Source organism: Mesorhizobium ciceri WSM4083 (assembly GCF_000519305.1).
In the GTDB taxonomy this organism is placed as follows: Bacteria; Pseudomonadota; Alphaproteobacteria; order Rhizobiales; family Rhizobiaceae; genus Mesorhizobium; species Mesorhizobium ciceri_B.
In genome coordinates this window covers 79,601-99,566 of sequence record NZ_JAFG01000007.1, presented here as the reverse complement: position 1 = coordinate 99,566, position 19,966 = coordinate 79,601, and the positions used below count along the sequence as shown (strand labels likewise).

The following is a 19,966-nucleotide window of genomic DNA, read 5'->3' as shown; positions in this document are numbered from 1 at the left end:
TGCAGGGCACGCTCGTTCTGCATCCGCACGCCGAGGGAGAATTCCCATGCTGTCGAATTCCGCGCCGAAGTCACCGGTCAAAAAGACATCGGCCGTCCGTTCGCTCGAACGTGAGCGGCACGAAAAGCCGAGCGCTGAAGAGGAACTCGAGGAGGGCCTCGAAGACACGTTCCCGGCCAGCGATCCGATATCCATTACCGGAACCGCCATCGCCGGTGCACCGGCGAAACCGGGCAAGGCCAAGACCGTGCCGGGGCGCAAGAAGCGCAAGACCTAGTATTCCATCGGGCCAGATCGCATCGGACCTTCTCAATCCCTTTGGGCGTGCTATTTAAAGCGCTTTGGGAGATGAAAATGCCGACAAAAGCGATAGTTTGGGGCGAGAACGTCCACGAGCAGACCAATGAAGCCGTGCGCGACCTCTATCCGTTGGGGATGCACGGCACCATTGCCGCCGCCCTCAACCAGGACATGGGCATCGAGGCGACCACCGCCACCTTGCAGGAGCCCGAGCACGGCCTGAGCGAAAAGCGTCTGGCAGCCACCGACGTGCTTTTGTGGTGGGGCCACGCGGCGCATGGCGAGGTCAAGGACGAGATCGTCGAGCGGGTGCAGAAGCGGGTGTGGGAAGGGATGGGCCTGATCGTGCTTCATTCCGGCCACTACTCGAAGATATTCAAGCGGCTGATGGGCACGCCCTGTTCGCTGAAATGGCGCGAGGCGGGCGAGCGCGAGCGCGTCTGGGCGATCAACCGCGGCCACCCGATCGCGCAAGGCATCGGCGAGTGCCTGGAGATCGGCGAGACCGAAATGTATGGCGAGCCGTTCGCGGTGCCGGAGCCGCTGGAGACGGTGTTCGTCTCCTGGTACGAGGGCGGCGAGGTGTTCCGGTCCGGGCTGACGTACCAGCGCGGCGCGGGACGGATCTTCTACTTCTCGCCCGGCCACGAGACCTATCCGATCTATCACAATGAGGGCGTGCAGCAGGTGCTGCGCAACGCCGTCCATTGGGCGCACAATCCGGCACCGGCATGGTCCGGCATCACCAATGCGCCGAACGTGCCGACGGATGCGGCCAAGGAGAAGATCGTGCAGAAGGGGCTGCGCTTGCATGCCGACGGCGACAAGGGCCTGAGTTGATTGGGGCCTGAGCTGATCGGGGCCTGAGTTGCTTAAGGCGTGAGTTGATTTGGGGGCTTGGGGCTAATGCATCGAATTCTTCTGCTCGGCACCGGCGGTATCGCCGGGCATCATGTCGAGGAGTTTGCCGGGATTCCCGGCTGCAGCATCGTCGCCTGTGTCGACCAGGTGCCCGGCCGCGCGGCGGCGTTCGCCGCGGCCAGCAAGATCGGCGACTTCTTCGAGAGCCTGGAGGCGGCGATCGCCTGGGGCCAGTTCGATGCCGCCATCAACGCGACGCCGGATGGTGCGCATATGGCGACCACGCTGGCGCTGCTTGCCCAGGGAAAGCATGTGTTTTGCGAAAAGCCGCTGGCGCCGAACCACGCCGACGCGCTTGATATGACGCAAGCGGCCGAGGCTGCAGGGGTGGTCAACATGGTCAACCTGACCTATCGCAACTCACCGGCGATCCACGAGGCACGGCGCATGGTTCAGGCCGGCGAGATCGGCGCGTTGCGCCATGTCGAGGCGAGCTATCGGCAAAGCTGGCTGGTCAGCCAGTCGTGGGGTGACTGGCGGGTCGAGGACAAATGGCTGTGGCGCTTGTCGAGCCGGCACGGTTCAACCGGTGTGCTGGGCGATGTCGGCATCCATATCCTGGACTTCGCGACCTATGGCGCCGGCCAGGACATCGTCAGCCTGCATGCCGATCTGGTGACGTTTCCGAAGGCCGAGGGCGAGCGCATCGGCGACTATGTGCTGGACGCCAATGACAGCGTGGCAATGACGGCCCGGCTTAGCTCCGGCGCGCTCGCCACGATCGTGGCGAGCCGCTACATGACCGGCCACGCCAACGATCTGTCGCTGGCCCTGCACGGCACCAAGGGCGCCATCAAGGCCCAGACCGACGGCAAGGCATCGAGCCTGTCGGCCTGTCTCGGCGGGGATGTCGATCTGCAGCGTTGGCGAACGCTGGCGCTGCCCGATGTCAAGCGCAATGCCCGGCGCTTTGCCGACGCGCTGGATACAGGCCGCAACGGCGATCCGTCGTTTCGGCGCGCCGCAGACATGCAGAAGCTGATTGATGCCGCCTTCGAGAGTTCAGCGGGCAAACGGCCGATCATGGTCGCCTGAAACTGGCCGGCTTGCGCCGGCCAGACGTGATTTCTGCAGATAATCAGAATGCGCTCGGCACAATCCATGGATTGATGCTGATGCCGAGGCGCGGGCCCTTGCCTTCAGCGGTGTTTTCCGTGGCACCCTTCTTCTCGACCGAGCCGGTCGAAGCGCAATCGAGCTTCACGTTGGTCTTGATGTCGATGCAAGTTGCAGCCGGCGCATGCTTGACCGGGTGGGTGGTGTTGGCGGCGAAGGCCGAACCCGAAAGTGCAAGCACTGCGGCGAGGGTGAGAAGTGTCTTTTTCATCGTCAGTCTCCGTTTTCCGGGGTCGAATTCAATTCGTACCGGCGGGTAAATTTTTCTCGTACATGTACGATACGTTGTACAGATACGTCCGCCGCTCGCGAAGTTCAAGGCAAAACCGTACGCGTACGGTAAATTTTTTGTTAACCAAGAAATTCGCCCCGGTTTGGTGGGGAAGGGTGGGGAGGAAATATGGAAACGAACGGAGCTGGCGTTCAGCAGTTGACCGGGGTCTCGGTCAGCGGCGGCACGTTTTGCGTGCTGAGCGTTGCAAGCGTGAAATCGCACATCCGCTTCACGAAGGCCTGCGGGTCGCCGAAGGGGTAGAACGGAAAGGTGATGAGCAACGAGATCGTGCCGTGGCCGACCGCCCACAGCATGGTGGCGATGGCGCGCGGATCGCCCTGCAATTTGCCGGCGGCGACGCAGGCTTCGACCCGGCTGATCAGCGCCTTCATCGCCGGGTTGCTCTCTTCCATTTCGTTGTAGCCTTCCGGCAGCTTGGTCTTTTCGGTCATGAACACGGTGCGGTATTCGTTGGGATTGCCAAGCCCGAAGGCGGCGTATTCGGTCATCACCGCCTGCAAGGCCTCGATCGGATCGTCGGAGGGATGCTCCTCGATGCGGCGGGCCAGCGTCTCGAACGCATCCTCGGCCAGAGCGAACAGGATGTCCTGCTTGTCGGCGAAATAGGAATAGACCGACATAGGAGCATAGCCGACCCGCTTGGCCAATTTGCGTATGGTCAGGCCCTCATAGCCCTCTTCATGGACAAGCTTGTGCGCGGCCTCGAGCAATTCGGAGCGCAGTTCTGCCTTTTGTTTCTCGCGGCGTGTCTGGACGCTCTGCGGCAAGATCTGGGGCCTTTGGTTGGGTTGGTGCCTGGCTAAATTATATACGCTGTACGGAAACGGACAAGGGCACGGGAAGTTCCCAAACGGTATGCTTCGGATCGTGCCGGCGCTTGTCGAAGTTGGCGGCACCCGTGATCGGCACTGTTGCTCGCCCAGGCGCACATCGTCACGCCTTCTTGTCGATCAATCTTGCGGCGAGATGCGAAAGCAGTTTCACCGCCTCGCCATAGGTTTTCGCCTTTTCCGGATTGGAGGCGTTGCCGTCCAGCGCCCTTTTGAAGACACCCTGGCAGATCGCGGCCAGCCGGAAGAAGGAAAAGGCCAGGAAGAACGTCCAGTTGCCGATACCGCTGAGCCCGCGCCGCCGGCAGTAGCTGGCGACGTAGTCCGTTTCGGAGGGCAGCCCGAGCGCCGCGCGGTCGATGCCGCCCAGGCCGCGAAAGCCGGAAGCATGCGGCAGCCGCCATTGCATGCATTGATAGGCGATATCGGCGAAGGGGTGGCCTGATGTCGACAGTTCCCAGTCGAGCACCGCCAGCACCGTTGGCCGGTCCGGCGCGAAGATCAGATTGTCCAGCCGGTAGTCGCCATGCACCAGCGAGATCCGGCCGTCATCGGCGGGCATATGCGTTTCCAGCCAGGCAATCAGCTGGTCCATATCGGTCACGGTGCCGGTTTCCGAGGCACGGTACTGGCTCGTCCAGCGCGCCAACTGGCGCTCGAAATAATTGCCCGGCCGGCCGAAATCGCCGAGACCCACAGCCTCGACATCGACCTCGTGCAGCGCCGCGAGGGTATGGTTCATGGCATTGTAGATGGCAGCGCGTTCTTCGTTGTCGCGAGCCTCCGGCAGGGCCGGATCCCAGAAAATGCGGCCGTCCAGGAAATCCATAACGTAGAACATGCGGCCGATCGGTGAGTCCTCAGCCGACAGATGCAGCATGGCAGGCACAGGCACGGCGGTGCCGGCAAGCGCGCTCATCACCCTGAATTCGCGGTCGACCTGGTGCGCCGATTTCAGCAATTGCCCCGGCGGCTTGGCGCGCAGCACGTAACGGCCGCTTGCCGCCGTCAAAAGGTAGGTCGGGTTCGATTGGCCGGATTTGAATTTTTCGACCGCAGCAAGCCCGGAAAAGCCAGGTATGTTCGCCTCCAGGTAAGGCGCAAGCGCTGCCTGGTCGAGAACGGGATCACTCATGCGGTCTCGGGCTGGCGTTCTATCAAGGTCAGCGTCAGCCAGCGCGCGGTCAGTGCCGGCTTCTTCGAACCCTCGATCTCGATCGTCACGTCATGCGCGGTCTGCACCCAGCCCGACGGCCTGACCTTGACGTCGGCCAGCACGAAACGCGTGCGGATGCGCGCGCCGGTTTTCACCGGCGCCAGGAAGCGCAGGGAATCGAAGCCGTGGTTGACGCCCATCTTGCCGTTTTCCAGCGGCGGCATGGTCTCGAAGGTCATCGCCGATAACAGCGACAGCGACAGGAAGCCGTGCGCGATGGTGCCGCCGAACGGCGTTTCGCGCATCGCCCGCTCCGGATCGCAGTGGATGAACTGGTGGTCGTCGGTGGCGTCGGCGAACTGGTCGATCATGCGTTGCGTCACCACCCGCCACGGCGATACGCCAACCTCCTTGCCGACACTGGCCAGAAGCACATCGAGACTGATCGGTTCCACGCGGATGTCCTCCAGTTCACCCCCGGCTTCCATGGCCGGAAAATGTCATTCCTTGAACAGCGTCAGCCCATGCTGCACCGACTGTCCGCCGTCGATCGGCAGTATGGCGCCGGTGACATAGCTGCCTGCACGGCTGCACAAATAGAGCGTTGCGCCGGCAATGTCATCCGGTGCGCCGATACGGCCGATCGGAACATGGTTGCCGACGTGCGTGGCCTGTTCCTCTGTGGCGGTGGCAAATGCCGTCATCCGGCTCTGGAAGGGGCCGGGGGCAAAGGCGTTAACGGTGATGCGGCGGGCGGCGAACTCGAGCGCCAGTGTGCGCGTCAGATGATGAACCGCCGCCTTGGAGGCGGTGTAGGAATAGGCGTCGTCGGCCAGCGGCTGCGTGCCCATCACCGATCCCAGGTTGATCACCCTGGCCGGATCGGCATCGCTGGCGGCGGCATCGAGCAGCGGCAGCAATTCGCGGGTCAGATGGAAGACCGCGGTGACGTTGATGCCGAGCACCTTCGCCCATGCCGAATAGGGGAAGCTTTCCAGCGGTGCGCCCCAGGAGACGCCGGCATTGTTGACCAGGATGTTGAGCCTGTCGGTCCGCGCCTTGACCTCGGTGACGAGTGCGGCGATGCCGGCTTCGCTGGAGACATCGCCGGCAAAGCCTTCGGCCCGGCCGGAAGCGCCAAGACCGTTCAGTTCTTCGGCCACCTTGATGCAGTCATCGCCCTTGCGCGACGCGATCATCACGCTGGCGCCGGCCCTGACCAGTGCGGTCGCCGCCATGCGGCCGATACCGGTCGCGGCACCCGTCACCAGCGCGGTCTTGCCAGCCACCGAAAACAGCTCGTCCAGATAGCTCATCACAATCCTCCGCGCTCGGCATGCGGGCAAACAGTTCGCGTTGACAAGGCTATCCGAAATACGGTCATCCTTGCCACTGACAAAATGCCTAGCGTGTATGAAGGGTTAGCGACCGATGACGGAGATGAATCTCGGCATGACCGAGCGGCTGAAGCCGATCCACGCGCGCGTCGCGGCCATGGTGCGCGACGAAATCATGCCGCTCGACAGGGAGTTTCTCAGCGAGGTGGGCAAGGAAGGCGACCGCTGGGTCTACAGTGCGCGCCAGAGCGAGATCCTCGAAGGGCTGAAGAAGACCGCACGAGAGCGCGGCCTGTGGAATTTCTGGCTGACCGGCTCGGAACGCGGCTACGGCCTTTCCACCGTCGAATACGCCTATCTGGCCGAGGAGATGGGCAAGGCGCATCTCGGCGCCGAGACCTTCAACTGCTCGGCGCCCGACACCGGCAACATGGAGGTGCTGGAGCGGTACGGCTCGGCCGACCACAAGAAAGCATGGCTGGAACCGCTGCTCGATGGCAAGATCCGTTCGGCCTATCTGATGACCGAGCCGGACGTCGCCTCGTCCGACGCCACCAACATTGCCATGCGCTGCGAGCGTCAGGGCGACGACTATGTGCTCAACGGCGAGAAATGGTGGGCCTCTGGCGCGGGCGATCCGCGCTGCGCCATCTACATCGTCATGGTCAGGACCGGCGGTGATGAAGAGCCGCAGCACCGCCGCCACTCCATGATCCTGGTGCCTTCCGACACGAAAGGCGTGGCCAAGGTCCGGGCCATGCAGGTCTATGGCGACGATGACGCGCCGCATGGCCACATGCACCTTCGCTTCGACAATGTGCGCGTACCGGCGTCGAACCTGATCCTGGGCGAGGGCAGGGGGTTCGAGATCGCGCAAGGGCGGCTCGGCCCCGGCCGCATCCATCACTGCATGCGCGCCATCGGCCATGCCGAGATGGCGCTCGAGATGCTGTGCCAGCGTTCCATGCGCCGCGAGGCCTTCGGCCAGAAGCTGGCAAAGCTCGGCGCCAATTTCGACATCATCGCCGAATGCCGCATGGAGATCGAGATGGCCCGCCTGCTCTGCCTCAAGGCGGCGTGGATGATCGACCAGGGCGATGCGCGGGCCGCCGCCCCCTGGATCAGCCAGATCAAGGTGATCGCACCGCGCGTCGCGCTGAGGATCACCGACGAGGCTGTGCAGATGTTCGGCGCGCAAGGCATCAGCCAGGACACGCCGCTGGCGCGGTCGTGGACGCATCTGCGGACCTTGCGCCTTGCCGACGGGCCGGACGCCGTGCATCGCCGTCAGGTGGCGCGCACCGAGCTGAAGAAGTACACGCAGGAAAAGGTCTGAGCGCCGGCATCGTCATCCGGCGACGCCGACGGGGCCAGGCGAGGAGTGTTCCGATGACCGTCCCCTCCGAAATGAAGGCGCTGCTGCTGGTCGGCGACGGCTACACCAGGACGCCGAGCGGCAGCGTGCTGGAGGCGATGGAGCCCTATCTCGAGCCGGGCAACATCGCGGTGCCGACACCAGGGTCGACGCAGGTGCTGATCAAGGTCAGCCTCGCTTCGATCAATCCGTCCGATGTCGCCTTCATCAAGGGTCAGTACGGCCAGCCGCGCGCCAAGGGCCAGCCGGCCGGCTTCGAGGGTGTCGGCATCGTCGTCGCCAGCGGCGACGAGCCCTATCCCAAAAGCCTGATCGGCAAGCGCGTCGCCTTTGCCACGGGCGTCACCAACTGGGGCTCATGGGCCGACTATGCCGTCGCTGAAGCTGCTGCATGCATTGCGCTGCTCGACACGGTCCGCGACGAGGATGGCGCGGCGATGATCGTCAACCCGCTCACCGCGCTTGCCATGTTCGACATCGTCAAACAGGAAGGCGAAAAGGCCTTCGTCATGACCGCCGGCGCCAGCCAGCTCTGCAAGCTGATCATCGGCCTGGCCAAGGAAGAGGGTTTCCGGCCAATCGTCACCGTGCGGCGTGACGATCAGATCGCTTCGCTGAAAGCGCTTGGCGCGGCGCACGTCCTCAATGAAAAGGCGCCGGATTTCAAGGCGGCACTGCGCGAGGTGATGAAGGCCGAACAGCCGCGCATCTTCCTGGACGCGGTGACCGGGCCACTTGCCTCCGCCATCTTCGACGTCATGCCGAAGCGTTCGCGCTGGATCATCTATGGGCGGCTCGATCCCGAAGCCACCGTTATCCGCGAGCCCGGTCAACTGATCTTCCAGCATAAGCATATCGAAGGTTTTTGGCTGAGCGAGTGGATGCGCCAGTTCCGCGACCGCCGCGGCCCGGCGATCCTGGAAGCGCAGAAGCGTTTTTCCGATGGGCGCTGGTCGACCGACGTGACGGCGGTGGTGCCGCTCGCCGAGGCAATGGCGCGGGTGCCAGCGGAACTGGCCAAGCCTAACGGGAAGGTGTTCATCCGGCCTTAGGCCAATTCGAAAGATTCGAGAAGCTTGGACGCGGGGGACCTCGGAGTGCTTTGCGGGCAGAGATTGCCGGTTATCCGCCGCCGCGGGACCGTCAGGCCGATATCCGCGTCCATCAACCCCCTATGCCACGCCGCTTCGTCCGTGATATGCCGCCGCCATCGAATGCCGGGACAGGCTGGACTGATCCAGTTCCGGGATTGTGTGGAGCGCCTTGATGACGATTTCCAAGCCGGTTTTCGACCGTTTGGGGTTTGGCCTGTGGATCGGAGCGTTCCTGGTCGTTCTTGCCCTGGTCCTGTGGTCACCGCACACGCGGACGGTATGGCAGGCCTATATCGACGGCAGCGAGGCGCTTCAGGCCGGTCTGCCGCTCTACGACACCCAATCCGAGATGGGGTATCTCTACGCGCCGGCCTTCGCCGCGCTCTACACTCCAATAGTCAAGCTCGGTCCGCATCTGGGCGGCGTGGTGTGGCACTCCCTCGGGTTTGCGGTGCTGACCTATGCCGCGATGCGGCAGGTGCGCAAGCTCGGCGGCGGCGAACTGACATGGCTGCTTTCTTTCGGCCTTTTTCTCGCTTTGCCGATGGCGGTGGGGGCGATCCGCAACGGCCAGGCGACGATCCTTTTGACCGGCGCTTGCTGGCTTCTCACATTGTCGGCGCTGGAAGGCCGGCGGGCGGAGACGTTCTTCTGGGCTTCGCTTGCCATCATCGCCAAGCCGACCGCGATCATCATGCTGTTGTTGGCAGGAGCCCTTCGGCTCCGATTGATACCGGTGCTGGTGCTGGCGGTGCTGTTCGTGCTCGCACTGCCTTACGCTTTTGCTCCCGCGGGCTATCTCAACGATCAGTATCGTGCCTTCGCCCAGATGCTGACCTCCATGGCTGTCGACAACACCAGCCATTTCGTGTCCACCGATTTCACGGCACCGTTCACCACGATAGGACTGCCGATTCCGGAATTTGGCGCAACGATCGTGCGCATGGTCATGGCCCTGCTTACGCTCTCTGCCGTCATCTGGTTCGACCGCAGGCTCGAACAGGGAAAAGCGGCGCTGGCGATCTTCCTGACAGCCACTTTCTACATGTGCGTCTTCAACCCGCGCGTCGAGCCCAACACCTTTGCCATGATCGCGGCGCCAGCCGGTCTTGCCATCGCCCTGTTGTGGCGCGAAGAACGAGGCGGCGTCCTTGCCTCGGTGCTGTCGATGACGCTGTTCGTGACCGGGCTGAGCGGCGTCGAGCGCCATGTGCACGATTTCCTCTTCCCCTGGTTCCGGCCGGTCGCCGTCACTCTCATCGCCGGTTCGCTGATCTGGTGGTTCTGGGCCAAGGCACGGGAAAAGGTGGTGAATGCGGGAGTCGCGAATGGTTGAGTTGCGGCCGAGCCTCGATATCGTCGCACCGTTCTTCAACGAGGCGGCATCGGCATCGGCCTTCGCGCGCCTGCTGGGCGAACTCGAAGCGGCCGTGGCACAGCGCTTTGGCATGACCGTGCACAAGATCCTGGTCGATGACGGCAGCCGTGACGATGGCGCCGGACGATTTTCGCAGGCGCTGACGGGATCGTGGGAGATCGTGCGCCTCAGCCGCAATTTCGGCAAGGAAGTCGCTGTGCTCGCCGGCCTCGACCAGTCGCGCGGCGACATGGTGCTGATCATGGACGCCGACCTCCAGCATTCCCTGGACATCAGCCTGAAGCTGATTGCCGAGTTGGTGGACCATCCCGACATCGACGTCGTCTATGCGCAGAACGACCGCCGCGAGGCGAGCTGGCGGCGCAGCCAGCTGGCACGGCTCTTCTACAGCCTGATCAACTCGAGCCAGCGTTTCGACATTCCCGAAAATGCCGGCGACTTTCGCGTCATGCGCGGCGCCGTGGCGCGCGCACTGACCAGCCTGCGTGACAAGCGTCGCTTCAACAAGGGCCTGTTTGCCTGGGCGGGCTTTCGCCAGAAAGCATTGCCCTATTCGCCGGAAGGCCGCGCCAGCGGCACATCGAAATGGAGCCGGCTCAACCTGATCGCCTTCTCGCTCGAAGGGTTCACCTCGTTCTCCGTCATTCCGCTGCGCCTGATCAGTCTTAGCGGGCTGCTCGCGGCGTTGGCCGGCGCGCTCTATGGCGCCAAGGTGTTCTTCGAGGTGATCTTCTACGGCATCGCCGTTCCGGGCTACCCCAGCCTGCTGGTTGCTGTCGTTCTGCTCGGCGGCCTCAACCTGACCCTGCTTGGCCTGATCGGCGAATATGTCTGGGTGACGCTCAGCGAGAGCAAGGATCGGCCGGTCTATCTCGTGCGCGATGTCGTGCGCAGCGATGCCCCCGCCGCCCGGCCGGAGCCGGGCTCTTCGAACAGATGACGCGGCGCATTCGCCTGATCGCCGACGATTACGGCCTGGCGCCTGGCGTTTCCGCCGGGATTCTCGATCTTCTCGATCGGGGGCGCCTGACCGGCACCAGCTGCATGACCGGCTTTCCGGAATGGGAAGCGGAAGCAGAGCGCATAAAACCGCTGTGCGGCCGGGCCGCGGTCGGGCTGCATCTCACCTTGACCGACCAGTTGGCCGTTACCGGCCGGTCGGCCCTGGCGCCGGAAGGCCGGCTGCCACCGCTCCGCGCACTGGCGTTGCCTGTTCTGCGCGGCCGGATCGCCGAGCGCCATGTCCATGCGGAACTCGACGCCCAGTACAGCCGCTTCGTCGAGGCGCTTGGCCGCCGCCCCGATTTCGTCGACGGGCATCAGCATGTGCATTTCCTTCCCGTCGTGCGCACATGGCTGCGCGCGCGGTTTCCAGAAGGCGCCGACAGGCCGGCCCTGCGCGGCGCCCCGGCGCTGGCCGCAGGGTCGAAAGTCGCCGCGATTGCCGCGCTCGCTGCCGGGTTCAACCGCTCGATGCAGCGCGCCGGGTTCATCGTTTTCCAGCCGCTCGCCGGCATCTATGACTGGCGGTATCCTGAAAAGTTCACTGCGGTTCTGCAGGCCGCCGTCGAAGGGTTGCCGGAACGAGGGCTGTTCATGTGCCATCCCGGTCATGTCGACGAGACGCTGCGCGCACGCGACACGATGCAAGGTGCGCGCGAGGTCGAATTCGCGGCCCTGGCATCGGACGCGTTCGGAGCCAGCCTGGCCCGCGCCAACGTCGCAATCATGGATGGTAGGGGATGAGCGACGCCGAGCGGCCCCCGCGTTCGACCGGCAACAAGATCGTCCGCTTTGCCATTGTCGGACTGGCGAACACGGCCATCGACCTTGCCAGCTTCTTCCTGCTGCTCAAGCTCGGGGTTTCGCCGCTGCCGGCCAACATCGCTGCCTGGTTCATCGCCGTCACCTTCTCGTTCGCGGCGAACGGCTTCTGGTCATTCGAGCGCAATCGAGCCATCCGTTTGCGTGACGCCTTCCTTCGTTTCGCTTCGCTTGGGGGGCTGATTTCGCTCGGCGTCTCCAGCCTCTCGATCGCGCTGTTTGCCGGCATCGCCGGAGTGTGGCCGGCAAAGATCGGCGGCGTCGTGGTGGCGGCGGTGCTGAATTTCCTCGCCGCGCGCTGGTCGATCGAAGGCCGGTTCCTGAGATAGGCGAACTATTTTTCTTACGAAATTCCGGAGGGAAAACCGCTAAACACTTTTCCCTAGATTTCTCTACTCCGCCGGTTCCACATTGGTGTAGGCGGCTTCCTCCAACTCGCGCTTCAGTCGCGCTTCCTCATGGGTCTTCGGCGTGACGAAGCGGCCAAGCAGGAGATAGGCGACCGGCGTCAGGAACAGCGTCGAGACGGTGGCCAGTCCCAGGCCGCCGACGATGACCCAGCCGAGCGCGACGCGCGCCTCGGCACCGGCGCCGCTCGCCAGCACCAGCGGCAAGCCGCCGAGCACGGTGCAGATCATCGTCATCATCACCGGCCGCACGCGGATGATCGAGGCCTGCTCGATCGCTTCGCGCACGCCAAGCCCGCGGTCGCGCAGCTGGTTGGCGAATTCGACGATCAGGATGCCGTTCTTGGCCATGACACCGACCAAAAGCACCAGGCCGATCTGGCTGTAGGCGTTGAGACTGGTGCCCGAGAGCAGAAGCGCGAAAATCGCGCAGGCCAGTCCGAGCGGCACCGTCGCCATGATGATGACGGCACTGACAAAACTTTCGAACTGGGCGGCCAGCACCAAAAGGATGATGACCAGCGCGAAGCCGAAAATGGTGACCATGGCGCTGTTGGTCTCGCCCAGCGTCGCCGCCTCGGCCAGCGGCAGGATCCGGCTGCCCGCGGGCAGCAGCGGCGTGGCGATCTCCTCGGCGCGGGTGAGCGCATCGCCGAGCGCGAAGTCGCCACTAAGGTTGGAGGTGATGGCCACCGAGGGCTGCTGCTGTTCGCGCGACAGTGATGGCGGCACGGCACGTTCGGTCAGCGTGGCGATGGTCGACATCGGCACGAAACGTCCGTCGGCCGTTTTCAGGAAGATGTTTTCCAGATCCGTCGGATCGTTGATCGGATTGGTGGTCGAGACCAGCTTCACGCCGTAGCTGCGGTCGGCGATGTAGACGTCGACGACATCGTTGCCGTCGAGCATGGCCTGCAAGGTGTTGGCCAGTCCTGATATGTCGATGCCGAGGTCGGAAGCGCGCTCGCGGTCGATGGCCACGGCGAGCTGCGGCTGCGTCGGGTCGATCGACAGGCGCGGTGTCTGGAAGCGCGGGTCCTTCTGCATCTCGGCGATGATCTTCACGGCGGCGTCACCGAGCGCCTTGCGGTCGTTGCCGACCAGCGCGAATTGCAGGCCGTTGCCGGCGCCGCGGATGCCGAGGCTGTTGGGCTGAACCGGGAAGATGCGCACGCTCGGCACCTGCCTGGTCAGCTGGCTGATCTCGGCCATGATCTCCTGCTGGCTGCGGCTGCGCTCGTTCCACGGCGCCAGCGTCATCACCATGAAGCCCGAGTTGTAAGAGCCGTTCTGGCCGGCATTCTCGAAGGTGCTGCGGATCTCGCCGGAATCGCGCATCGGCTGGATCAGTCTTTCGATCTTCTGCATCTGCTGCGTCGTGTAGTCGAGGCTGACGCCTTGCGGGGCGCTGATGCGCAGAAGCACGGCGGCGCGGTCCTCGGTCGGCGTCAGTTCCTGGCGGATGGTGCCGAACAGGGTAAAGGCGGTGCCGGCAAACAGCACCGCGACCAGAAGCACGATCCATGGCGCGTCAAGGCAGGCGTGCAGGCTGCGCTTGTAGGCCGTATTGAGCGCACCGCCGATGCGGGCGCCGATGCCGTGGCCACCTTCGTGGTGGAGCGATGCGCTGGTCAGCATGCGTGACGCCAGCATCGGGCACAGCGTCAGCGCCACCACACAGGACAAGAGCACCGACATGGCAAGCACGAAGCCGAATTCGCGGAACAGGCCGCCGGTCTGGCCGGGCAGGAACGAAATCGGCACGAAGACGGCGACCAGCGTCAAGGTGGTGGCGATGACGGCAAAGAACACTTCCTGCGCGCCCAGCACGGCAGCGGCACGCGGTCCCATGCCTTCATTGCGTCGTCGCACGATGTTTTCGAGCACGACGATGGCGTCGTCGACGACAAGTCCCGTTGCCAGGACCAGAGCGAGCAGGGTCAGGATGTTGACCGAGAAGCCGGCCAGATAGATGGCGGCGATGGTGCCGATCATGGCGACCGGCATCGACAGGCCGGGGATCAGCGTCGCACGCCAGTCGAGGAGAAACACATAGATGACGATCAGCACCATGGTCACGGACAGGCCGAGTGCGATCTCGACCTCGTGCACCGCGCCCTTGACGAAGACGGCGTCGTCGCTGGTGATCTTGATCGACATGCCCTTGGGCAGGTTTTCCTGCAGCTTGGCGACGGCGGCCTGGACACCGGTCGAGATGTCCAGCGTGTTCGATTCCGCCTGGCGGATGATGCCGATGCCGATGCCGGTCTTGCCGTCCGAGCGCAGCGTGGTCTGGCCGACGTCGGGGCCGAGCGTGACGGTGGCGACATCGCGGATGCGCGTCGTGCCGCCGACAATGATGTTTTCGAACTCTTCAGGCGTGGTCACGTCGGCAGTCGTGCGGACGATCAGGTCCTGGTTGGTCGTGGTGATCGAACCGGCGGGGGAATCGAAGGCGACCGAGGCAAGGGCGGCCCTGAGGTCGGCGACCGTGAAGCCGAGGCTGGCCAGCTTGTTCTGATCGACGTCGATGCGGAAGATCTTGTCGCGGTCGCCATAGACCTGGACGTCGGCAACGCCGGGCACGGCGGCCAACTCGTCCTCGATCTGGTCCTGGACCACCACGGTCATGTCCTGGATCGACATGTTGTCCGATGTCACCGCCAGTCGCATCACCGCGTCGGAATTGGCGTCGGCCTTGACGATGCGCGGCGGATCGGCGGTGTCGGGCATCTGGTTGGCGACGCGGCCGACGGCATCACGCACATCCGAGGCGGCGACATTCAGATCGACGCCGTCGTTGAACTCGATGGTGACCCGGCTCGAGCCGAATGAGGAAGACGACGAGATCGACTTGACGCCTGAGACGCGGGCGACGGCGCCCTCGATGGTGTCGGTCAGTTCGCGGTCGACGGTCTCGGCCGCCGCGCCCTCGAAGGTGGTGGAAACAGTGACGACCGCGCGATCGACATCAGGCAGTTCGCGGATTTCGACGCCGTAGAAGGCGGCCAGGCCGGCGACCGCGATCAGCGTGTTGAGCACGAAGGCCATGACCGGCCTGCGGATGAACAGCGCGGTGAAGCCGGTATCGCTGGCGGCGTTGATGGTTCCGGTCATGAGCCTTGGGCCGCGTCCGCCGCGCGCTGCTCTTCGCCGGCAAGGCGAACCGCGCCGCCCTCGCTGACGCTCTGGGTGCCTTCTGTGACCACCATGTCGCCATTGTCGATCTCGGCGTCGATCAGCACGGTCTCGGTGTTGCGCTGTATGATGCGCACCGGGACCCGCCTGGCCTTGCCATCCTCGATCTGCCAGACATAGGCGCCGTCCGACCCCCACAGGATCGCCAGCGGGCTGACGGCCGGATAGGTTTGCCCTGGAAATTTCATGGTGATGCCGAACGACATGCCGGCGCGCAGCGAATCGGCCGGGTTGGCGATCTTGGCCTTGACCAGCAGGGTGCGACTCTTTTCATCGATGTGGTTGTCGATGGCCGAAACGGTGCCGCTATAGGCGTTGCTGGGATTGGCGATCGGCGTCGCCGTCAATTGCGCACCGACCTTGACGGCGGCGGCGAAGCGCTCGGGCACCAGGAAGTCGACCAGGATAGAGGACCGGTCGTCGAGCGTGGCGATGGCCGACTGGTTGGTGACATAATTGCCGGCCGAGATCGGCAGGATGCCGACAGTGCCGGCGATCGGCGCCAAGATCGACCGGCGCTGCAGTGCAAGTTCCGCATCCTGAAGCGCCAGCTTGGCGCCCGCCAGCACTACCTCGGCGTCAGCCACGGCCACCGGGGTCGCGGCATTGGAGGCACGAAGCGACTTGACGCGGTCGAGCTTGGATTGCGCGTCCTGCAAGGCGAGCTTGGCACGGTCCTGAGAGATCACTTCGGTCTCGGAATCGAGGGTGGCGAGGATCTGTCCCTTGTCGACATGGCTGCCGGATTCGACCAGCAGTTCGGCGAGGCGGCCGGAGCTGTAGGGATTGACGGTCACCGAGGCGTTGGCACGGCCGGTACCGATCGCCTGCAGGCGGTCGTTGATGACAGCCGAAGTGGCCGCCAGGGCGACCACGTTCACCCGCTGGTTGCCGTTGCGGCCGTCCGCCTGCCTCGCGTTCGCGGCGCCGCTTGCAGCCGGGGGCGTTGCCGCGTAGGCCCAGTCGATGCCCCAACGTGCCAGCACGTCCGGCGCGCTTGGATAAAAGCGCAGCCAGGCGACTGCCGCCACCACCAGCACCACGAGTGCAAAAAGTATCTGTTTCCAGGCGGCCATCGGCACTCCGGTTGGTAAAACAGTCCTTCCGTCTACCGGTTTCCCGAAATGAAGCAGACGCAGCGAGGCTATTGTAAGGCAAAGAAGCCGCCTCGATATCGCGTCTTTATGACAATTCTCCGGGGCTGCGCACATTAAATATATGTAACGTTTGAGAAAATATGCGTAACGCCTTGGATCATCGCACAGGCACTAACGCAGACTTTCCATCTCGCGAATGCGTTTGGCGCCTTCTGCTTCCAGTTGCCTGGTGACGGCGCCGATCAGCGTTTCGGCGACGACGAAAAGGGCAGCTGATGAATCCCATGCCGACGGGACCGCGGTTCGTCCGGCGATAACATGGCGAGCAAAGCGGGCGATCGGCGACAGCCACTGGTCGGTGAACAGCACGATCTGGACGCCACGCTGATGCGCTTTTTCGGCGAAGCGGAGGAGGCTGTCCTGGTAGCGCCTGATGTCGAAGATCACCAGCACGTCGCGCTTGCCCATGTCGATCAATCGGTCGCGCCACATGCTCTCCTGCCCGGCGAGGTGAAAGACATCCGGCTGGATGATGGCGAGGTGGGCAGCCATGTAGCGCGCCAGCGGATCGGTGAAGCGACCGCCGATCAGGAAGGTCTTGCCGCGCCGGTCCGCGAGCCGGGCGGCGATGTCGGCGAGCTGCTTGTCGGACAGGTGCCTGAACGTCTCGCGCATATTGTCGAGCGTCGCTTCCAGCATCGGCGACACGGTGCCGCCGCCAGGCGAGGGCGGGTTGAGTGTCCTTGTCGCCGGCGATTGCAGTTGCGCCGCCAGTTCGTCCTGCAGGCTCGACTGGAATTCCGGATAGTTCTGGAAGCCGAGCCGGGCGACGAAACGCAGAATCGTCGGCGAGGAGACGCCGGCCGCGGCCGAGAATTCAGCGACCGTTTTCAGGCCGATCATCGGATAGTTGGCGATCAGTGTCTGGGCCGCGCGCCGTTCGCCGGCCGGCATGGAACCGATGCGGTCGGCGATCAATTCGGCAATGCTGGAAATCATGTTTTCCCCACCCCTGGCTCGGTCGACGGTCTTTTCCGAGATCGCATTTGACAAAGCCGGACAAACTGTATGAAATCATCCACAGGGACGCAATGAGGCAAAATACGTAACATACGATACAGCGCTCCCCGGGGACGGCAGAGTATGGAGAAAGCACGGCCCGCCAGCCTTGCATCGTCTGATACCGTAAGGGTGACGAACCCCGGCGGATCAAGCCCTTTCGTGCTGACTTGCGATCACGCCTCGAACTTCCTGCCCGCCGAATTCGGTACGCTCGGCCTTGCCGCCGAGGACCTGTCGCGCCACATCGCCTGGGATCCCGGCGCGCTGCCGGTTGCCCGCCGCATGGCGCAGGCGCTCGACGCGACGCTGGTCGAAACCCGCATTTCGCGCCTTGTCATCGACTGCAACCGGCCGCTCGATGCGCCCGACCTGGTACCGCCGGTCAGTGAGACAACGGCCATACCGGGCAATACCGGCCTGTTGGAAAGTGAGCGCGCGGCCCGTGTCGCCCTGTCATGGCGGCCTTTCCACGACGCAATTGCGGGTGTCATCGAAAACAGGCTGTCACACGGTCAGGAAACGCGGCTGGTTTCGGTCCATTCCTTCACGCCGGTATACAAGTCCAAAAACCGGCCCTGGCATATCGGCATCATCCATGACGAGGATCGCCGGCTGGCGGCACCGCTGATATCGGCGCTGAAGCGGCTTGCCGGCGTCACCGTCGGCGTCAACGAGCCGTACTCACCTGATGACCGCGTCTATTTCACGCTGGAACGGCATGCGCGATCGCGCGGCCTACCTTGCGCGATGATCGAAATCCGCAACGACGAAATCGCCGGCGAGACCGGGCAGCGGAAATGGGCGGATCTGCTCACGGGCATTTTTTCGGATCTGGAGCCAGAGGAGGCCGGACACACCAGATCGCATTCAGTCGGAAAGTCAGTTCAATCGGCTAGCTAGGGCGGGATGAGACTGACTCATCTCGCTCGGAGAACAACAGGGGACTTCCAATGGCAGCACCGGGTTATACTGAAGTTGACAAGGCGGAGGACGTAAAGCACCTCCACAGCATGGGCTATGCCCAGGAACTGGAGCGGCGCCTCAGCCGCTTTTCGAACTTCGCCGTTTCCTTCTCCATCATCTGCATCCTGTCGGGCGGCATCAATTCGCTGGCGCAAGGCACCTCCGGCGCCGGCGGCATCGGCATCGGCATCGGCTGGCTGGTCGGCTGCTTCGTCTCGCTGACCTTCGCGGTCGCCATGTCGCAGATCAGCTCGGCCTATCCGACCGCCGGCGGCCTCTACCACTGGGGTTCGATCCTCGGCAACCGCGGCACCGGCTGGGTCACCGCCTGGCTCAACCTGCTCGGCCTGATCACCGTGCTCGGCGCCATCAATGTCGGCACCTGGACGTTCTTCATAGGCGCCTTCGGGCCGACGCTCGGCATTGAAGGCACGCTGACCAACCAGATGATCTTCCTGGTCATCATCACCGGTGCCCAGGCGCTGATCAACCATCTCGGCATCAAGCTGACGGCCAAGCTGACCGACTTTTCGGGATATCTGATCTTCTTTGGCGCGATCCTGATTGCCGTCGTCTGCCTGATCTCGGCCGAGACCTGGGATTTCAGCCGTCTCTTCACTTTCCACAATTACTCCGGCGATGCCGGCGGCGGCGTCTGGCCGGCGGTTTCGAATGCCTGGGTGTTCGCGCTCGGCCTGTTGCTGCCGATCTATACGATCACCGGTTATGACGCTTCCGCGCACACCTCGGAGGAAACCATCAAGGCGGCTTCTTCCGTGCCGCGCGCCATGGTCATGTCGGTGATCTGGTCGGCCGTTTTCGGCTATTTGTTCCTGGCCGCCTTCGTGCTGATGATCCCGAATATGGACGATGCCGCCAAGCAGGGCTGGAACGTGTTCTTCTGGGCGTTCGACCAGCGCGTCAGCCCCGGCATCAAGGAGTTCGTCTACCTCGTCGTGTTCGTCGCGCAGTTGCTGTGCGGTCTCGCAACCGTGACCTCGGCTTCGCGCATGATCTTCGCCTTCTCGCGTGACGGCGGCCTGCCGGGTTCGGCGGCACTCGCCAAGGTCAGCCCGACCTACCGCACGCCGGTCGCGGCGATCTGGACGGCCTCGATCCTGTCGGTGCTGTTCGTCTGGGGTTCGACGCTGGTTTCCGTCGCCGGCACCTCGGCCTACACCATCGTCGTATCCTGCACCGTCATCTTCCTGTTCCTGTCCTTCACCGTGCCGATCGTGCTGGGCATGTTGGCCTGGGGCACGCCGAAGTGGGACAAGATGGGGCCGTGGAACATGGGGCGCGGCGTGTTCATGCTGTTCGCCTTCCTGTCGATCGTGTCGATGATCCTGATCTTCATCATCGGCATTCAGCCGCCGAACGACTGGGCGCTCTACATCACCGTCGGCTTCTTCATCCTGACGGCGGTCGTCTGGTTCGGTTTCGAGCGTAACCGCTTCCAGGGTCCGCCGCTCGGCGACATCATCGCCGCGCGTCAGGCGGCCATCAAGGCAGCCGAACAGGCCGTCGGCGAAACCGGCCACTGACATCGACCATCATGGCCATGGCCGGCATCGTGCCGGCCATGGTTTCGTTCAACTCATTCAAAGCCCAAG

Annotated in this window: 19 protein-coding genes; 11 read left to right on the top strand and 8 right to left on the bottom strand. The window is 63.8% G+C overall.

What is annotated here, in order from left to right:
* The first annotated feature begins 46 nt into the window (after positions 1–46).
* The 3 genes from MESCI2_RS0117105 to MESCI2_RS0117095 all read left to right on the top strand — a co-directional run bounded on the left by MESCI2_RS0117105 (position 47) and on the right by MESCI2_RS0117095 (position 2,256).
* Entirely contained in the window at positions 47–277 is a 231-nt protein-coding gene (locus tag MESCI2_RS0117105) for a hypothetical protein (RefSeq protein WP_027037645.1), read from the top strand.
* 77 nt (positions 278–354) lie between these two features.
* Complete coding sequence (locus MESCI2_RS0117100; RefSeq protein WP_027037644.1) at positions 355–1,140, top strand: ThuA domain-containing protein; 786 nt, start codon at positions 355–357, stop codon at positions 1,138–1,140.
* Positions 1,141–1,206: 66 nt separating this feature from the next.
* A complete protein-coding gene (locus MESCI2_RS0117095) occupies positions 1,207–2,256 on the top strand; it encodes a Gfo/Idh/MocA family protein (RefSeq protein WP_027037643.1) in 1,050 nt (349 codons plus the stop codon).
* A gap of 43 nt (positions 2,257–2,299) precedes the next feature.
* Here MESCI2_RS0117095 and MESCI2_RS0117090 read toward each other — a convergent pair whose 3' ends face one another.
* From MESCI2_RS0117090 to MESCI2_RS0117070, 5 genes are all read right to left on the bottom strand, one after another.
* A complete protein-coding gene (locus MESCI2_RS0117090) occupies positions 2,300–2,548 on the bottom strand; it encodes a DUF680 domain-containing protein (RefSeq protein WP_027037642.1) in 249 nt (82 codons plus the stop codon).
* Between the two features lie 212 nt (positions 2,549–2,760).
* On the bottom strand, positions 2,761–3,399 hold the full coding sequence (locus tag MESCI2_RS0117085) for a TetR/AcrR family transcriptional regulator (RefSeq protein WP_027037641.1): 639 nt from the start codon (positions 3,397–3,399) through the stop codon (positions 2,761–2,763).
* Positions 3,400–3,565: 166 nt separating this feature from the next.
* Positions 3,566–4,597 carry a phosphotransferase family protein gene (locus MESCI2_RS0117080; RefSeq protein ID WP_027037640.1) on the bottom strand — a complete coding sequence of 344 codons (1,032 nt, stop codon included), beginning with the start codon at positions 4,595–4,597 and terminating at the stop codon, positions 3,566–3,568.
* The gene (locus MESCI2_RS0117075) at positions 4,594–5,106 is read right to left on the bottom strand and encodes a MaoC family dehydratase (protein ID WP_276325616.1); all 513 of its coding nucleotides are present in this window, start codon (positions 5,104–5,106) and stop codon (positions 4,594–4,596) included. Before MESCI2_RS0117075 ends, MESCI2_RS0117080 begins: the two co-directional genes overlap by 4 nt.
* Positions 5,107–5,118: 12 nt before the next feature.
* Positions 5,119–5,934: an SDR family oxidoreductase gene (locus MESCI2_RS0117070; protein WP_027037639.1), complete on the bottom strand. Its 816-nt coding sequence runs from the start codon at positions 5,932–5,934 to the stop codon at positions 5,119–5,121.
* Positions 5,935–6,049: 115 nt separating this feature from the next.
* On the opposite strand from MESCI2_RS0117070, the gene MESCI2_RS0117065 reads away from it, so the two are divergent.
* The 6 genes from MESCI2_RS0117065 to MESCI2_RS0117040 all read left to right on the top strand — a co-directional run bounded on the left by MESCI2_RS0117065 (position 6,050) and on the right by MESCI2_RS0117040 (position 11,955).
* On the top strand, positions 6,050–7,291 hold the full coding sequence (locus MESCI2_RS0117065) for an acyl-CoA dehydrogenase family protein (RefSeq protein ID WP_027037638.1): 1,242 nt from the start codon (positions 6,050–6,052) through the stop codon (positions 7,289–7,291).
* A gap of 53 nt (positions 7,292–7,344) precedes the next feature.
* Positions 7,345–8,382: a zinc-binding dehydrogenase gene (locus tag MESCI2_RS0117060; protein ID WP_027037637.1), complete on the top strand. Its 1,038-nt coding sequence runs from the start codon at positions 7,345–7,347 to the stop codon at positions 8,380–8,382.
* A 214-nt stretch (positions 8,383–8,596) separates the two neighbouring features.
* A complete protein-coding gene (locus tag MESCI2_RS0117055; RefSeq protein WP_032900905.1) occupies positions 8,597–9,760 on the top strand; it encodes a glycosyltransferase 87 family protein in 1,164 nt (387 codons plus the stop codon).
* Positions 9,753–10,742 (top strand): glycosyltransferase family 2 protein, encoded by a 990-nt coding sequence (locus MESCI2_RS0117050; protein WP_027037635.1) that lies wholly within the window; start codon positions 9,753–9,755, stop codon positions 10,740–10,742. Before MESCI2_RS0117055 ends, MESCI2_RS0117050 begins: the two co-directional genes overlap by 8 nt.
* Positions 10,739–11,548, top strand: a complete 810-nt coding sequence (locus MESCI2_RS0117045; protein WP_027037634.1) for a ChbG/HpnK family deacetylase — start codon at positions 10,739–10,741, stop codon at positions 11,546–11,548. The genes MESCI2_RS0117050 and MESCI2_RS0117045 overlap by 4 nt, the downstream gene beginning before the upstream one ends.
* On the top strand, positions 11,545–11,955 hold the full coding sequence (locus tag MESCI2_RS0117040) for a GtrA family protein (protein ID WP_027037633.1): 411 nt from the start codon (positions 11,545–11,547) through the stop codon (positions 11,953–11,955). Before MESCI2_RS0117045 ends, MESCI2_RS0117040 begins: the two co-directional genes overlap by 4 nt.
* A 63-nt stretch (positions 11,956–12,018) precedes the next feature.
* Here the strand turns inward: MESCI2_RS0117040 and MESCI2_RS0117035 are convergent, their stop codons facing one another.
* The 3 genes from MESCI2_RS0117035 to MESCI2_RS0117025 form a co-directional block, all read right to left on the bottom strand.
* Complete coding sequence (locus MESCI2_RS0117035; RefSeq protein WP_027037632.1) at positions 12,019–15,150, bottom strand: efflux RND transporter permease subunit; 3,132 nt, start codon at positions 15,148–15,150, stop codon at positions 12,019–12,021.
* Entirely contained in the window at positions 15,147–16,307 is a 1,161-nt protein-coding gene (locus tag MESCI2_RS0117030) for an efflux RND transporter periplasmic adaptor subunit (RefSeq protein WP_027037631.1), read from the bottom strand. Before MESCI2_RS0117030 ends, MESCI2_RS0117035 begins: the two co-directional genes overlap by 4 nt.
* Before the next feature lie 192 nt (positions 16,308–16,499).
* Positions 16,500–17,327 (bottom strand): MurR/RpiR family transcriptional regulator, encoded by an 828-nt coding sequence (locus MESCI2_RS0117025; protein ID WP_027037630.1) that lies wholly within the window; start codon positions 17,325–17,327, stop codon positions 16,500–16,502.
* 144 nt (positions 17,328–17,471) lie between these two features.
* Between MESCI2_RS0117025 and MESCI2_RS0117020 the strand changes: the two genes are divergently transcribed.
* Both MESCI2_RS0117020 and MESCI2_RS0117015 read left to right on the top strand, forming a co-directional pair.
* Positions 17,472–18,290, top strand: coding sequence for an N-formylglutamate amidohydrolase (locus MESCI2_RS0117020; protein ID WP_027037629.1), 819 nt, complete (start codon positions 17,472–17,474; stop codon positions 18,288–18,290).
* Positions 18,291–18,340: 50 nt separating this feature from the next.
* Positions 18,341–19,897, top strand: coding sequence for an amino acid permease (locus MESCI2_RS0117015; RefSeq protein ID WP_027037628.1), 1,557 nt, complete (start codon positions 18,341–18,343; stop codon positions 19,895–19,897).
* Positions 19,898–19,966 lie beyond the last annotated feature (69 nt).

Excerpts from the sequence above, each read along its gene's own strand:
- MESCI2_RS0117020 (WP_027037629.1), top strand. The coding sequence starts at position 17,472 with ATGGAGAAAGCACGGCCCGCCAGCCTTGCATCGTCTGATACCGTAAGG.
- MESCI2_RS0117050 (WP_027037635.1), top strand. The coding sequence starts at position 9,753 with ATGGTTGAGTTGCGGCCGAGCCTCGATATCGTCGCACCGTTCTTCAAC.
- MESCI2_RS0117030 (WP_027037631.1), bottom strand. The coding sequence starts at position 16,307 with ATGGCCGCCTGGAAACAGATACTTTTTGCACTCGTGGTGCTGGTGGTG.
- MESCI2_RS0117080 (WP_027037640.1), bottom strand. The coding sequence starts at position 4,597 with ATGAGTGATCCCGTTCTCGACCAGGCAGCGCTTGCGCCTTACCTGGAG.
- MESCI2_RS0117060 (WP_027037637.1), top strand. The coding sequence starts at position 7,345 with ATGACCGTCCCCTCCGAAATGAAGGCGCTGCTGCTGGTCGGCGACGGC.
- MESCI2_RS0117035 (WP_027037632.1), bottom strand. The coding sequence starts at position 15,150 with ATGACCGGAACCATCAACGCCGCCAGCGATACCGGCTTCACCGCGCTG.
- MESCI2_RS0117070 (WP_027037639.1), bottom strand. The coding sequence starts at position 5,934 with ATGAGCTATCTGGACGAGCTGTTTTCGGTGGCTGGCAAGACCGCGCTG.
- MESCI2_RS0117105 (WP_027037645.1), top strand. The coding sequence starts at position 47 with ATGCTGTCGAATTCCGCGCCGAAGTCACCGGTCAAAAAGACATCGGCC.
- MESCI2_RS0117015 (WP_027037628.1), top strand. The coding sequence starts at position 18,341 with ATGGCAGCACCGGGTTATACTGAAGTTGACAAGGCGGAGGACGTAAAG.
- MESCI2_RS0117090 (WP_027037642.1), bottom strand. The coding sequence starts at position 2,548 with ATGAAAAAGACACTTCTCACCCTCGCCGCAGTGCTTGCACTTTCGGGT.
- MESCI2_RS0117065 (WP_027037638.1), top strand. The coding sequence starts at position 6,050 with ATGACGGAGATGAATCTCGGCATGACCGAGCGGCTGAAGCCGATCCAC.
- MESCI2_RS0117025 (WP_027037630.1), bottom strand. The coding sequence starts at position 17,327 with ATGATTTCCAGCATTGCCGAATTGATCGCCGACCGCATCGGTTCCATG.
- MESCI2_RS0117095 (WP_027037643.1), top strand. The coding sequence starts at position 1,207 with ATGCATCGAATTCTTCTGCTCGGCACCGGCGGTATCGCCGGGCATCAT.
- MESCI2_RS0117075 (WP_276325616.1), bottom strand. The coding sequence starts at position 5,106 with ATGGAAGCCGGGGGTGAACTGGAGGACATCCGCGTGGAACCGATCAGT.
- MESCI2_RS0117040 (WP_027037633.1), top strand. The coding sequence starts at position 11,545 with ATGAGCGACGCCGAGCGGCCCCCGCGTTCGACCGGCAACAAGATCGTC.
- MESCI2_RS0117045 (WP_027037634.1), top strand. The coding sequence starts at position 10,739 with ATGACGCGGCGCATTCGCCTGATCGCCGACGATTACGGCCTGGCGCCT.
- MESCI2_RS0117055 (WP_032900905.1), top strand. The coding sequence starts at position 8,597 with ATGACGATTTCCAAGCCGGTTTTCGACCGTTTGGGGTTTGGCCTGTGG.
- MESCI2_RS0117100 (WP_027037644.1), top strand. The coding sequence starts at position 355 with ATGCCGACAAAAGCGATAGTTTGGGGCGAGAACGTCCACGAGCAGACC.